Below are 13,415 nucleotides of genomic sequence, written 5' to 3'. Positions count from 1 at the left end.
TTCATACCCGGTTTCATTTATCCGGCTGGTAAAATACAAACAGGATATTCTGCCAGTCATACGGCCATGAAAAGCGGCATTAATCTAGCACAACATTCCACTGCATCAACATCTTTTTATCCATAAGCCACAACCTGCTCCATACCAGTTATCCAGCATTGTTCCATAAAGCATTCTTGTTTTATTTCCCTCTTCCATCTATATTACCGCCCGTGAGCAAAGGAAGGATTCTGATTGCCGCCTATGCCTTCCCTCCCGGGGAAGGAGGCGTGAGTATGGCGGCCTATGAAATGGCGCACAGCCTGGGCTCCAGAGGCTGGGACATTCACGTTCTCACCCGCCAGCAGGATTTGCCGGAGGATCCTTCCCGCACAAGATGCTGCCCCATCACGGCCCTGCCGGATTCCCTGACGGACGACACCAACCGCTTGAAGGAGTACCTGGACGCTTTTTTAAAAGATATCCAGCCGGATTTTATCGTTTACCATTCCTGGTCGGGCTGGTGCCGGAAGGAATTGCTGGCATGCGCACGGGAAAAGCGCCTTCCCTTTTTTCTGCGTTCCCACGGCATGCCCACCAACCTCCGTTCCTATTTCCGCGTGGACTACCCTCCTTTTTTCGGCATGAAAAAATGGCTCTGCTCCTTTTTCCAAATACGCAGGGGCATTTTGAACGTACATCGGGAATCCCCGTTAAACCGCCTTGTTTTCCTTGACTCCTATGGAACGCCCTTCAAAGGGTTCGATTATTACTACTGCTCCAAACTGAATCTTTCCCGTTACGTCTGCATTCCCAACACGTTTCCGGCGCTGAAACAAGCTGTTCCTTTCTTCCGGGAAAAATACGGATTGTCCCACGCTCCCGTTTTCACGTGCCCCGCCAGCGCCTGCAACACGAAGCGGCAGCTTCTGTTTATTCGCCATGTAAAGCAAACCAAGCTGGACAACATCGTTTTCCTTTTCCTTGTTCCGCAACGCAATTCCTACGCTGAGCAAATGGAGCAGGCTATTGGGGACGATCCCAGATTCAGGATTCTTTACAATCTTCCCCGTCCGGAGGTGGAAGCCGCCATTATGGAGAGCGCCGCCGTTTTCCTTTACTCCTATCAGGAGCAGCAGCCGCTTTGCATTCTGGAGGCTATGTCGTGCGGCATCCCATGGTTTGCTCCCGATGTGGGAGCCGTTTCCACCCTGAAGGGAGGCATCATCCTGAAAAAAGCATCCTCTGCCACATTGGAAAAAACCGTGGGGGCTCTGACGGACGAAAAATTCCGGGAGCGCCGAGGGCAGGAGGGGCTGCGGCAATGGCAGGAACAGTATGATCCATCAGTCGTATATCAACAATGGGAAGACCTGCTCAGCTCCATTGCCTCCTCCCGTACCCTAAAGCAGAAAGACTGAGTTGATTCCATGGGATGAATTCGGCCCCGGCTATTTTCCTCACGAACGTTATCCCACGGTAAAACGCCTTCTCGCCATTTCCATCATTACATTTTCCGGAGCAGCCCAGTTTCTTAATTATGAGAATTTTCGCGTTAAAATTTTTCAATAGGAGATTGTGGAGACCAAGTCTCCCGTTTTAAAGAAAGACCATTATTGTATCAGTTTAAAAAAGGGATTCCAGATAGAAAACAGACACAATCTTTTTTTCATCTTGCTCGCAGCCAAGGCGCTCATCATCATACTTGCGCATTTTCTGGACTTTTCAATTCGTCCGCGTTATTAATAATCCTTGCTGTTTTTATATGGAAAATCGGTCATCTCTTCCTGTTATCGCCATTTTGGCAAACATGCCTTTGGGACGCTTGCTTCCTGAAGAGTTTCAAGATCAAGACCACACCTTGATTCCATGGATTTATGCTCTTTTCTGCGATCTGGCTCATCAAAAACGCTATGAAATTCATTGGATTACTCTCAAAAAATATGTAAAGGCCCATACCGTCCGGCAACTGAAAGGCCAGACCATTCACATTCTGCCTGATCCAAGTTTGGCTCTGGGACTTTTAAGCGGGCATTTTCTTGCCTCTAAAAGAATACGCCTTCTTCTCCATTCCCTGAAACCAGCCCTGATCCATGCATGGGGCATTGAATTTCCATATGCCAAGGCATGCATGAACCAGCCGTATTCCCGATTATTATCATACCAGGGGGCCCTGCATGCCTATTGCCGGGAAAGTAAAATGCCCTTTCTCGCGCACCTTCAAGCATTCTGGGAAAAACGAACAACTCCGGCATACCAGCATATTACATGTGAATCACCATGGGCTGCGGAATGTGTCCGGAAACTCAACCCGGCAGCCTCTATCCATCTTATCGACTACGGCATTGAGTCCGAGTTCCAGGAAAAGAAACGCGCTCCCAGTACACGGCCATCCTGCCTGTTCGCAGGATCACTGAACGAACGTAAAGGTCTTCCCTTTCTGATTGAAGCCTTTAAAGATCCCTCCCTGGCGCATGTAGACCTTTATATTGCAGGAAACGGGAAACTACGCACCAAGCTAAATTCCGGATGCCCTCCCAATATCCATTGGCTTGGAGAACTATCCAGGATGCAACTCAGGCAGCAGATGGAAACGGCCTGGTGCCTGTTACTTCCAACTCTGGCCGATACAGGACCCACCATTGTCAAGGAAGCCCGCTGTATGGAATTACCGGTTATCACTACGGTCAATGCCGGGAGCAAACAATACGTCGAAGACGGCAAATCGGGATACATCCTCCCAGTCAAAGACAGCGAAGCCATTCGCCAAGCCGTCCTTGCCGTGACGGAATCCCTGGATAAATCCATTGCCATGGGAAAATACGGAATAGAGGAAATAAAAAGGAAGCTCAGTATTCAAACTACTTCCCAAGACTTTATGGACGTCTATGGCTCGCTGCTGGACATGAAAGAGGAAAATAACACGGATTCCTGACAGGCAGGTTTTTCTTCTACCTCCGGAGCTTCCAAAGAAAACTTGTTTTCGCCTTTCTTCCCATGATAAAAAAGCTCATTATTCAGTTCCTTTCAAAGATAGGCTGCCTGCTGCTCAAGCTCCGGGGAGTGCGTACCGGAACGGGCGTCATCCTGTCCGGCCTGCCCCGGATTAAAAAATTCCCGGGAGCTTGCATCACCATCGGCAACGGCGTCACCATCCACTCCATGGCGCGGATGAATCCGGTGCTTTCCCACCATGCCTGCCTGGCGGCCCTTTCCAATGAAGCCCGCATCACCGTGGAGGACGGCTGCGGCATCAGCGGAGCCACCCTGGTTTGCGTCAACGGCATCCACATCGGGCGCCATACGCTGATAGGCGCAGACACGCTGATTCTGGACAACGACATGCACTATCCCCGGAGCGGCGCCAGCTGGGGCAGCACGTGGGGAAATCCCGGGCACGGCAAGCCCATTCACATCGGAGAAGGCTGCTTCATCGGAGCCAGGGCCATCATTTTGAAAGGCGTCACCATCGGTTCCGGAGCCGTGGTAGCCGCCGGAGCCGTCGTCACCAGGGATGTGCCTTCCGGCTGTCTCGCCATCGGCAATCCCGCAGAAAACAAGCCTCTGCCCGAACGCCTCAGGCATCCGGAAAAATCCTGACTGCGCCATGCCCGGCATTTCTACTACAGGCCTTCCCGCTACGCTGTTCCTTGCCGGACCCACCGGGTCGGGAAAATCCGCCGTGGCCGTGGAACTGGCGGAAATGCTGGGTGCGGAAATCGTCGGTTCGGACGCCTACCAGGTGTACCGTGAGCTTCCCATTCTAACGGCGGCTCCCTCCCCGGAAGACCGGGCACGCGTTCCCCACCACATGGTATCCATCATTCCGGCCCGGATGCCCTGGGACGCCACGGAACACTACCACCGCGCCATGCGGTGCGTGGAGGATATCCATGCCCGCGGAAAAACGGCCATCGTCACGGGCGGCTCCGGACTGTACTTCAAATTCCTCTCCCACGGCATGTCGGAAGCGCCGCCGGGGGACGCCGCCCTCCGCGCCGCTTTTGCGGACTGTTCCACGGAAGAATTGCACGCCAGGCTGGCTTCCCTGGACCCGGAAGGCGCAGCCCTGACCAATTCTTCCAACCGGCGGTATGTGGAACGCAACCTGGAAATCGTCCTTGCCGGAGGAAAACCCCTTTCCTTCTGGAAGCGGAACTGGCTGAAGCCGCCCCTGGGGCCCGGCTGGGTCATCACCAGGGAAGTTCCGGAACTGGACGGGAGAATCGCCCTCCGCGCCGCACGCATGATGCAGGAGGGGGCCGTGGAAGAAGCAGCCGCCCTGGGCCCCTGCTCCGCCACGGCGGAACGCACCCTGGGCCTAGCGTTGATACGCAGCCTGCTGCGCGGGGAAATCACCCGTGAAACCTGTCAGAGCCAGCTGGCGCTCGCCACCCGGCAATACGCCAAACGCCAGCGTACCTGGTTGAAACGGGAGCAATGGCTCCGGGAACTTCCGGCTGCCCCCTCCGCCTCCCCCCGGGAGCTGGCGAAATGCATCATACGGGAGCTGGAGCATTAGCCCCCTCCTAGGACGGTAAACATCCGGAAAACCGCCCGTTTCTTCCCCCGGCAAACTGTATCTAACATATTTTTGGATGCATTGACATTAAAAGGGGCGGAAGACTATCATGAGCATAACTCTCCTCAGCTCGCACCCTGGCATGAATTTCCCCTCTTTCCGCCTTTCTTCTACCGGCATTTTTCTGCACGCCCTGGCAGCGCTTGCGCATGCGGAAGATATTCCCGCCACGGATGACCGCTCCCTGTACATCGAATCGGAAACGAAAGCCGTCTCTCCCCAATGCCTCATCGACCAGGGAGACCAGGACGAGGACAGGAAACGCACCAAAGTCGGTATTGGAGAAGTGGTCACCTTAACCTTGAACGGCAAGAGGGTTAAGGACGTGGACTCAGACTCCCTTGAATGGTCCCTGGAGCCGGAGAATGCGGCCAGCATTGAGAAATCAAATGACGATATTAATCAAGCCACGCTGAAGATTAATAGAGACCTCACCCAGAATACCACGCTGAAGGTTCGAGTCAAAACCAGCCTTGACGACGAATTGCCGGAAAGGGAACCCTCCGTTTTCAGCATTCTCGTTCCCTCTGACATTAAAGCGGAACATTCCGGGAAACGGGTGGAAAAACATCCCCAGGACAAGGAAAAAGACAGACCGGGAGCTTCCTCCAAGCTTGTCGTGACTTTTCTTCCCTTGACGGTCAGTTTCAGCAACATTTCCATCATGGAGCGGGCGGAAGACCCGGAAGGATTCAAACCGGTGCATACCCCGGGAAAATTGTTGATGAGACCTAATGCCCTGAATGCCCACCATCATGACAACATCGGCTGGAGATGGGACAAGGAGAAGGATATTCGCTTGCAGCACTTGCAGAATATGAAGCTGCCGTATTCCTTTTCATGGACCTGCGGATGGTACGTACGCGACGACGGCAAGGACTGCTGCAAGATTGGCAATGACGCGTATTCCCAGGATTTCAGTTTTGAGTACGAAGATGAAAGGGAAACCAATAAAGACTCCCCCACCAGGGGCTTGAAAAATATCAAGGTAAGCATCACCAAATTCGGATGCACCGTCACGCGCAGCACAGCAGGCAATGCCCTGCATGCCGACTCTACCGCCAATCCATAACCTCCTGTTTTTAGCATCATGAATAAATCTTATCCCTTCCTTCTGTTATTCGTCCTTTACTCGCTGTCTTTTCCCTGTTCAGCCTCTCCGGAGCAGGACCAGCTCCCCCTTCCTTCCGCCATCAGGAATCTGAACAAGCAAAACCCAGAACTCCTGCGGCTCAAGAAACTACTGGACAGCGGCCAGATCATTCCGTTCTACCAGGGGGCGGATAAAATATTGAAAGAAGCCAACCGCTACCGGAAAAAGGACGTCACCCCTCAGGAATTGACGGAGGGGCTTTTCCTTTGCTACCTGATTGCCAAGGCCCCGTTCATTGACCTCAACGATTACGAAAACGTCGAATGGGTTTCAGAATATACTGATGTTGATCACCACGCAAAAGAGTTTTTCACAAACAGTATCCCTTTCCTTGCGCTAACGGACAAGAATAGCAGCCTCCCAGGCAGGGAAGAGGCCCTTCGATTTTATTTATCCGCAAAAGCTCTGATCATCAAACAATTCCACAGCCAGGTAGATTATGCTTTTGAAGCTACGGAAATTTTCGCCCACATGCTCATCGACCATGCCTCCGGAATGCCAGAAGGAAACGATACCAAGCTGTTCAACAAGACAAGCGCGCTGAGTTCGAGAAGCAACAACGCTCAATTCGCCATCAAAAGCAAAGAACGCGGATTTATCAGGGAACTGATGACCTGCTTCCCGACCAAGGCCCAGGAGGTCAAAAAATACCTGCGTCTGGCCGGATACAGGGACAAGGACATTCCGGCCCTGCTGGACAGAACCGTCGGCCGGGTGCCGAAAGCGGCCTACCTTTACAAGGGATTGCCCAAACAGAAAAATTAAAGCGGCATCCAAATCCGGACAACAAAAGCGTCACTGGTGCAAACCCTTTCCTGCATAAAAAGACTGTAAGGCATCTCCTTGTTTTCCCAGGTTACGTCCCGGATATTCGTCTTCCACGCTTTTTGTCTTGGCTTGCGGGGGCATCTTTGGTTTACAGAGGCAGGCGGGAAAGGCTTTCCAAAAGCAGACCGCTTCATTATATTCATCTCTTTTTCAGCATCGTGGCACGCATTCTTGTAGGCTTATCAGGCGGGGTGGACAGCTCCGTGGCAGCAGCCCTGCTCGTGGAGCAGGGCCATGACGTGGTGGGGGCCTACATGAAAAACTGGGTGAATGACGAGGGCATCCCTGGCGAATGCCCGTGGGAACAGGATATTCAGGATGCCCTGGCCGTCGCCAAAAAAATCGGCATTGAATTCCGGGTCATCGACCTGGTGGACGAATACCGCGACCGTATTGTGAATTACCTGATTGAGGGCTACCGCGCCGGATACACGCCCAATCCGGACGTGCTGTGCAACCGGGAAATGAAGTTCGGCGTCTTTCTGGATTACGCCCTGGAACAGGGGTTTGACTCCGTAGCCACCGGCCACTACGCCCGCAGGCTGGATACGCCGCAAGGCTCCTTCATCCTGCGCGGGCGGGACCCGAACAAGGACCAGTCCTACTTCCTGTCCCTGATGCGCCCGGACCAGACAGCCCGCGCCGTGTTCCCCCTGGGGGACCTGCTGAAGCCGGAGGTCCGCGTGCTGGCGGACAAATACGGCCTGCCCACGGCGCGCAAGAAGGACAGCCAGGGCATCTGCTTCATCGGCCAAGTGAAGATGAGCGACTTCCTGCGCCACTACCTGCCGGACAAACCCGGCAAAATCGTGGATACGGAGGGGAAGACGCTCGGATCCCACAACGGCCTGCACCTGTTTACCATGGGCCAGCGGAAAGGCCACGGCGTCGCCTCCCCGCGGGAGGGAATCGCCTACGTGGTGGTGGGGAAGGACGTCAAACGCAACCGCCTGATCCTGGGGTATGAAGACGCGTCCACGCAAGGACTGTATGCGGCCCATGCGGTGGTCGGCGGCATTTCCAATACGCTGGCGCCCCTGCCCTCCCGCGTGATGGCGCAGCCCCGCTACCGCGCCAAGGCGGAATGGGCCTCCTGCGAATATCTGGAAGAAGGAAAGGTACGCCTGAGCTTTGACACGCCCCTCCGGGCGCTGGCCGTGGGACAGGTCTGCGCCTTTTACGACGGAGGCAAGTTGCTCGGGGGCGGTTTTTTTGAATCCATAGAACCATGATTGAGCCGGAACGCACCATCGCCGCGCAGGCCACCGCCGCAGGACAGGGAGCCATTGCCGTCATCCGCATGAGCGGCCCCGGCTGCATGGCCGTCCTGAAACAATGCACCCCCGCGGCCTTCACGGAACGCCTCCAGCCGCGCCGGGCAACGCTGGCCCGCATTCAGGATGCGGAGGGAGTTGCCATTGACCAGGCGCTGGTAACCTGGTTTCCGGCTCCGGCCAGTTATACGGGGGAAGATACCGTGGAAGTCTCCTGCCATGGCGGCATGCTGGTGACGGACCGCCTGCTGAAACGCCTGTACCGGTGCGGAGCCTTCCCGGCGGAACCGGGAGAGTTTACGAAGAGGGCCTTCCTGAACGGGCGGATGGACCTGACCCAGGCGGAGGCCGTGATGGACGTGATTTCCGCCGGGAGCGACCTGGCCCTGAAGGCCGCGCAAAGCCAGCTGGACGGGGGCATCGGCTCCCAGGTGGACGAACTGAAGGAGAGCCTGGTTCATGTTCTGGCCCATATCGAAGCCTACATTGATTTTCCGGATGAAGACATTTCCCCGGACACCGCCTCCAGTTTGCTGGCGCGGCTCCGGAGCATGGAGGAAAAGCTTTCCGGGCTGCTGCGGACCGCCGAGGGCGGCCGTCTTCTGCGTGAAGGCATCCGCACGGCGATCGCCGGACCGCCCAACGTCGGAAAATCCAGCCTGCTGAATACCCTGCTGGGGTATGACCGGGCCATTGTCAGCAATATCGCCGGAACCACGCGGGACACGGTGGAGGAATCCATCCAGCTCGCCGGGCTGGCCCTGCGGCTGATTGACACGGCAGGCGTCCGGGAATCATCCGACGTCATTGAACAGGCCGGCATCACCCGCACCAACCGGGCGCTGGAAACCGCCGACCTGGTTCTGGAAGTGGCGGACGCCTCCGCGCCCCGGACAGAGGCTTTCCCCACGGCCGCCCGTACCGCGCCCCGGCTGCTGATTCTGAACAAGTGCGACCTGGGAATCCACCCGGACTGGAAGGCCGTTCCCGGCATCCGTTTTTCCTGCGCCACTGGAGAAGGCAGAAAGGAATTGGAAGAAGCCATTATCCAGGCCTTTGCCTCTTCCCTGCCCGGTGAAACGGGCAGCTCCCTGGTAGCCATCAACGCCCGGCACCAGCATGAACTGGGCCTGTGCCTGGAGCATGTCCGGCTGGCTTCTGAATCCATCTCCCGGCAGGAGAGTCCGGAATTCACGGCTCTGGAACTGAGGGAAGCCCTGACGCACCTGGGGGAAATCACCGGAGCCGTGGATACGGAAGACGTGCTGGGCGCCATTTTTTCCTCCTTCTGCCTGGGCAAGTAAAGATCCGGAAAATCCGGACAGCATCATTCAACAAACAGCTTTTATATCCTTATCATGCCTCCTCCCGCCGTCAAATCCGTCCGCCAGATCATTTATTACCAATATGCCAAAATCATTGCCTCTTCTTCCGGCTTCGGAAAGGCCAATTACGGCATGATTATGAGCAAGTGGAAGGAGCTTTGCGCAGGGACCATACATTGGTCTTCCTCCGTTCGCGAATGGGTCAGGGAAATGGAACATCCCGGGGAATGCATTTATTGCGGCGAAAAAAAGAATTTGACCACGGAGCATATCCTGCCCCGCGACTGCGGGGGAGAAGATATCATGGATAACGTTGTCAGGGTATGCAAGTCCTGCAATTCCTCCAAGGGCGGGAAACGCCTGTACGAATGGAAGGGGCTGAAGGAAAAGGACAGCCACCACCGCATCGCGGAGGGGAAATACCTGAAGTACCTTTATTCCCTTCACGAAAAACGGGGAACCCTGGACGTAGCAAATGTGCGCGAACTGTGCCCGCACTGCAACATGCGCTCCTGCTGCGAGCGGGACGGTACGGTGGAGAAGCTTTCCGTCTATTGCATGGAAGGGTGCTTCCACAAGTAGCGCGGATTACCGTCCGCCGGGTTTCCCGGAAAGAATCTCCTTTTCCTCTTCCTCCATGGCTTCCGGTTCTGCCTCCGGGGAGAACAGGGGAATGTAGGAAGGCAGGTTCCAGTTCCAGCGGATGGCCGCCAGGCGCACGGAGAGCGTGACCACGAAGCCCGTCACGAAGCAGGTGGAGGAGTCGATGCCGAAGTAGTAAAGAACCGCGTACGCCACGCCTCCCAGGAGAGCCGCGGTGGCGTACAGTTCCCCGGGGCGGAACACGTAGGGAACGTTTCCGGTGAGCACGTCGCGCAGCAAGCCGCCCGCCACGCCGGTGCAGATGCCCATCATCACGGAAACGGTGGGCGTATAGCCGTGGAGGTAGGATTTTTCCGTGCCGATCATGCCGAAGAGGGCCAGAACGATGGCGTCCGCCACGCGGATGGTGCCCATGGGCGGCGGGTATTTCTGGGCCACGTAAAAGGTTCCCAGGCTGGTGACGACGGCGGCCAGGACAAAGATTTCCCCGGAGGGCAGCGTCCAGTACACCGGAATGTCCAGCAGAAGGTCGCGCACGGTCCCTCCGCCCAGGGCCGCCAGGGTGCCGCAGACAATCACGCCGAACAGGTCCATTTTCACGCGCGAAGAAGCAATGGATCCCGCCAGGGCTCCAATGATCGTGCTCATGATTTCACAGATGGAGAGGAACATGGCGGCAGGAGGAAGGAAAGAGGCGGATTCAGCAGACCCGTATCCACGGCAGGCAGGAGTCCTGGCTGGCGCAGAACAGGGAGGTGGAAGCCAGTCCCATGTCATGCAAGGTAGCACGCATCAGGCTTTCTGCCAATTCCGGAGAATTGCTTTCTGCGCTCAGGTGGGCCAGCACTACGTTTTTCAGGGCGTCATGGGCGATGCGCCTCAGCAGGTCGCAGGCCTGTTCATTGGAAAGGTGCCCGTGCGTGGAGGCGATGCGCTGCTTCAACGGCCAGGGCCGCTTGGGGGTGGCCGCCAGCATGTCCGGATCATAGTTTGATTCCACCACCAGGCTGTCCACCATGGAGAGGTGTTCCGCCACGCAGCCAGGGGCCTGCCCCGTATCGGAAATGAAGCCCAGGCTGGACCGTTCCGTTTCAAACTTGAATCCCACCGGGTCCACGGCGTCATGGTAGGTGGCAAAGGGGGTGATGACGATATCCCCTATTTTAAAGGACTGCCCTTTTTCAAAGTAGGCCCAAGGGGCTTCCGGCGCCTTTTCCTGAACGCACATGGCCGTATGGCGGGTGGCATAGACGCGCACGGTGTATTTCCTGGTGAACTGATGCACGCCCTTCATGTGGTCCGTGTGTTCATGGGTGAGCAGAATGGCGTCCAGCTCCTCCGGTTCCACGCCGGCGGATTTCATTTTATCCCGCAGCCTGGCGGCGCTGAACCCGGCATCCACCAGCAGGACGGTTTCCCCCGCCTTGACGATGGTGGCATTTCCTCCGCTGCCGCTGCCCAACACGCAAAACTGCATCATGCGCGGAATATAATACCGGTCCCGGAGCGGCGCAAGAGCGGATCAATGCTTTTTTTCACGACATGAACACAAGAAAAAATACTTTTTTCCAGTACGGGGTTGACATTTCAGGTGCATTAAAGTGTATTGAAGTCACTACGTAGTGTACTTGCATGCGATGAGCAGTGTATCAGACAACCTTTTTGGTGCATACACGCACAAGCTGGACCCCAAAAACCGGATTGCGATTCCGGCTGAATGGAGGCCTACCGAAGGTTGCGCCCTGCTCCTGCTATCCGGCCGGCGCCTTGAATTGCCGACCGTTAAAGCCTATACGCGGGAAAAATTCCAGCAACTCATTGACAAGATAGAAGCCACGCCCGGCTACACGGAAGCGCAGATCGACCTGTTCATCGGCAGATTATATGCCAACTGCGTGGAGGCCATCATCAACGCCCAGGGCAAACTACTGATACCCAAACAAATGTGCGAACACGCACAGCTCAGTTCCTCCGTCCGGCTCGCCGCTCGGAGAGGATATTTCGAATTATGGGAACCTTCTCTCTATGAAGAAGTCTCCCGGCGTGAAAACGCCAATATTTCCGATATCAACCAATCCTACGGCATTCTCTGATCTCCCTTCATGCCCCCAGACCCTACCATTCCGCCCACGCATCAGGCCCATCCCTACGCAACGCTTGCGCTGCGCCCGGGCTGGCTTGTTTCCGGCCTGGGCGTCGGCGCCAGAACCGGGCTGAATGCGGAGGTTACGGCTTATTCCATTGTTTTCTGGGGGCACGACGCCCTTCCGGCGCAGGACATGATCGCCTGGCAGCAGGAGAAGGCGCGCATCACCGCGGAAATGTCCCTGGCGGGACAGAAGGGCGCTTATGGCAAATTGGGCGCATTGTCCTCCAGCCTGGACCGGGCTTTTGACGGCCATGTTGAGCTTTCTTTACGCGCGGGCGCGGGTACGCATGTCCGCACGGAGGAGGCGCAGGCCCTGGCAAATGCCCTTGCGGTGGAAACGTCCTGCCGCGTGCTGGCATGGAGCATCTGCCGCAACCATGTGCACGTGATTGCGGAGTTGACGGAGGAGAAGGGGGTGGACGAGCTGGTCTGTTCCTGGAAGGCGCTTGCCCCCTCCATGAACTGGGAAGGCGTGTACCACACGGAAGCCCTGAAAGCTCCGGAAGCCAGAGCCAAAGTGGACGCCCTGGTTTCCGAACTGGGGGATGACGCCGTTTCCGCCTCCGCTGACGCGGAAACGGACGGAGCCGTTTCCGGCAACGGTTTCAACCATGTTACGGTTCTGCTGCATGAGACGGTGGACATGCTGGCGGCAGGCCCCGGCAAACTGATCGTGGACTGTACGCTCGGCGGCGGCGGCCATACGGAATTTCTTCTGGAACAGGGCGCTACCGTCTGGGGCATTGACCGCGATCCGGACGCCCGCCGCGCCGCCACGCTGAAACTGGCCCGCTTCGGCTCCCGTTTCAAGGTGCTCGCCGGCAATTTCCAGGATGTGGAAAGCATCCTCGCCCAGCAGGGCGTTTCCCAGGTGGACGGCCTGCTGGCGGACCTCGGCGTTTCCTCCCACCAGCTTGATACCGCCTCCCGCGGCTTTTCCTTCCGGGAAGACGGCCCGCTGGACATGCGCATGGACACCCGCGCCGCCTTTTCCGCCCGCAACCTGGTGAACGAGGCCCCGGAAGAAGAGATCGCGGACATCCTCTGGCAGTTCGGAGAGGAACGGGCTTCCCGCGCCATTGCCCGCGCCATCGTAAAGGCGCGTTCCCTGGCTCCCATCACCACCACCGCCCAGCTCGCCCGCGTGGTGGAATCCGTCCTTCCGCGCAAGGGGCGGCAGCATCCCGGCACCCGTACGTTCCAGGCTTTGAGAATCGCCGTCAACGGGGAGCTGGACGCGCTGGACGCGCTGCTGGATTCCTCCGTGCGCCTGCTGGGCAAGGGGGGCCGCATGGCCGTTATTACCTTCCACAGCCTGGAAGACCGCAGGGTCAAGCAGTTCTTCGACCTCCGGAGCCGTCCGGAAATCGACCGTCCGGAATGGCCGGCTCCGCGCCCCAACCCGGATTACTGCTTCCGCCTGCTTTCCCGCAAGCCCGTCACTGCGGGAGAAGAAGAACTTTCAACCAACCCCCGTTCCCGCAGCGCCAAGTTGCGCGGCGTGGAAAAAATCATCTGACCC

General features: G+C 56.9%; 13 protein-coding genes. 11 read left to right on the top strand and 2 right to left on the bottom strand.

The window, feature by feature from the left end; all coding sequences use genetic code 11:
• The first annotated feature begins 212 nt into the window (after positions 1-212).
• The 9 genes from P8A25_RS01215 to P8A25_RS01175 all read left to right on the top strand — a co-directional run bounded on the left by P8A25_RS01215 (position 213) and on the right by P8A25_RS01175 (position 9,723).
• Positions 213-1,400 (top strand): glycosyltransferase family 4 protein, encoded by a 1,188-nt coding sequence (locus P8A25_RS01215; RefSeq protein ID WP_215443286.1) that lies wholly within the window; start codon positions 213-215, stop codon positions 1,398-1,400.
• A gap of 344 nt (positions 1,401-1,744) precedes the next feature.
• Entirely contained in the window at positions 1,745-2,914 is a 1,170-nt protein-coding gene (locus P8A25_RS01210) for a glycosyltransferase family 4 protein (protein ID WP_215443284.1), read from the top strand.
• Between the two features lie 62 nt (positions 2,915-2,976).
• Complete coding sequence (locus tag P8A25_RS01205) at positions 2,977-3,579, top strand: DapH/DapD/GlmU-related protein (protein ID WP_286011377.1); 603 nt, start codon at positions 2,977-2,979, stop codon at positions 3,577-3,579.
• Positions 3,580-3,586: 7 nt separating this feature from the next.
• The gene (gene miaA, locus P8A25_RS01200) at positions 3,587-4,501 is read left to right on the top strand and encodes a tRNA (adenosine(37)-N6)-dimethylallyltransferase MiaA (protein ID WP_215443282.1); all 915 of its coding nucleotides are present in this window, start codon (positions 3,587-3,589) and stop codon (positions 4,499-4,501) included.
• A 142-nt stretch (positions 4,502-4,643) separates the two neighbouring features.
• Positions 4,644-5,633: a hypothetical protein gene (locus P8A25_RS01195; protein ID WP_215443280.1), complete on the top strand. Its 990-nt coding sequence runs from the start codon at positions 4,644-4,646 to the stop codon at positions 5,631-5,633.
• Between the two features lie 18 nt (positions 5,634-5,651).
• Positions 5,652-6,479, top strand: coding sequence for a hypothetical protein (locus P8A25_RS01190; protein WP_215443278.1), 828 nt, complete (start codon positions 5,652-5,654; stop codon positions 6,477-6,479).
• Between the two features lie 221 nt (positions 6,480-6,700).
• A complete protein-coding gene (gene mnmA, locus P8A25_RS01185) occupies positions 6,701-7,774 on the top strand; it encodes a tRNA 2-thiouridine(34) synthase MnmA (protein WP_215443276.1) in 1,074 nt (357 codons plus the stop codon).
• Complete coding sequence (gene mnmE / locus P8A25_RS01180; protein ID WP_215443274.1) at positions 7,771-9,120, top strand: tRNA uridine-5-carboxymethylaminomethyl(34) synthesis GTPase MnmE; 1,350 nt, start codon at positions 7,771-7,773, stop codon at positions 9,118-9,120. Before mnmA ends, mnmE begins: the two co-directional genes overlap by 4 nt.
• 54 nt (positions 9,121-9,174) lie before the next feature.
• Complete coding sequence (locus P8A25_RS01175; protein ID WP_022397701.1) at positions 9,175-9,723, top strand: HNH endonuclease; 549 nt, start codon at positions 9,175-9,177, stop codon at positions 9,721-9,723.
• Positions 9,724-9,729: 6 nt separating this feature from the next.
• Here P8A25_RS01175 and P8A25_RS01170 read toward each other — a convergent pair whose 3' ends face one another.
• Positions 9,730-10,392: a trimeric intracellular cation channel family protein gene (locus tag P8A25_RS01170; RefSeq protein ID WP_180971570.1), complete on the bottom strand. Its 663-nt coding sequence runs from the start codon at positions 10,390-10,392 to the stop codon at positions 9,730-9,732.
• 52 nt (positions 10,393-10,444) lie between these two features.
• A complete protein-coding gene (locus P8A25_RS01165) occupies positions 10,445-11,224 on the bottom strand; it encodes an MBL fold metallo-hydrolase (RefSeq protein ID WP_022397703.1) in 780 nt (259 codons plus the stop codon).
• A 157-nt stretch (positions 11,225-11,381) separates the two neighbouring features.
• On the opposite strand from P8A25_RS01165, the gene P8A25_RS01160 reads away from it, so the two are divergent.
• Both P8A25_RS01160 and rsmH read left to right on the top strand, forming a co-directional pair.
• The gene (locus P8A25_RS01160) at positions 11,382-11,837 is read left to right on the top strand and encodes a division/cell wall cluster transcriptional repressor MraZ (RefSeq protein WP_022397704.1); all 456 of its coding nucleotides are present in this window, start codon (positions 11,382-11,384) and stop codon (positions 11,835-11,837) included.
• Between the two features lie 9 nt (positions 11,838-11,846).
• Positions 11,847-13,412 (top strand): 16S rRNA (cytosine(1402)-N(4))-methyltransferase RsmH, encoded by a 1,566-nt coding sequence (rsmH, locus tag P8A25_RS01155; RefSeq protein ID WP_251828005.1) that lies wholly within the window; start codon positions 11,847-11,849, stop codon positions 13,410-13,412.
• Positions 13,413-13,415 lie beyond the last annotated feature (3 nt).

The organism is Akkermansia sp. BCRC 18949 (assembly GCF_045011645.1).
Lineage (GTDB): Bacteria > Verrucomicrobiota > Verrucomicrobiia > Verrucomicrobiales > Akkermansiaceae > Akkermansia > Akkermansia massiliensis.
The sequence above is the reverse complement of the archived record's forward strand: the minus strand, read 5'-3'. Positions and strand labels throughout refer to the sequence as shown.

Bases quoted from the DNA above. Each gene is read 5' to 3' on its own strand.
- P8A25_RS01210 (WP_215443284.1), top strand. From the start codon at position 1,745: ATGGAAAATCGGTCATCTCTTCCTGTTATCGCCATTTTGGCAAACATG.
- P8A25_RS01205 (WP_286011377.1), top strand. From the start codon at position 2,977: ATGATAAAAAAGCTCATTATTCAGTTCCTTTCAAAGATAGGCTGCCTG.
- miaA (WP_215443282.1), top strand. From the start codon at position 3,587: ATGCCCGGCATTTCTACTACAGGCCTTCCCGCTACGCTGTTCCTTGCC.
- P8A25_RS01195 (WP_215443280.1), top strand. From the start codon at position 4,644: ATGAATTTCCCCTCTTTCCGCCTTTCTTCTACCGGCATTTTTCTGCAC.
- P8A25_RS01190 (WP_215443278.1), top strand. From the start codon at position 5,652: ATGAATAAATCTTATCCCTTCCTTCTGTTATTCGTCCTTTACTCGCTG.
- mnmE (WP_215443274.1), top strand. From the start codon at position 7,771: ATGATTGAGCCGGAACGCACCATCGCCGCGCAGGCCACCGCCGCAGGA.
- P8A25_RS01175 (WP_022397701.1), top strand. From the start codon at position 9,175: ATGCCTCCTCCCGCCGTCAAATCCGTCCGCCAGATCATTTATTACCAA.
- P8A25_RS01170 (WP_180971570.1), bottom strand. From the start codon at position 10,392: ATGAGCACGATCATTGGAGCCCTGGCGGGATCCATTGCTTCTTCGCGC.
- P8A25_RS01165 (WP_022397703.1), bottom strand. From the start codon at position 11,224: ATGATGCAGTTTTGCGTGTTGGGCAGCGGCAGCGGAGGAAATGCCACC.
- P8A25_RS01160 (WP_022397704.1), top strand. From the start codon at position 11,382: ATGAGCAGTGTATCAGACAACCTTTTTGGTGCATACACGCACAAGCTG.
- rsmH (WP_251828005.1), top strand. From the start codon at position 11,847: ATGCCCCCAGACCCTACCATTCCGCCCACGCATCAGGCCCATCCCTAC.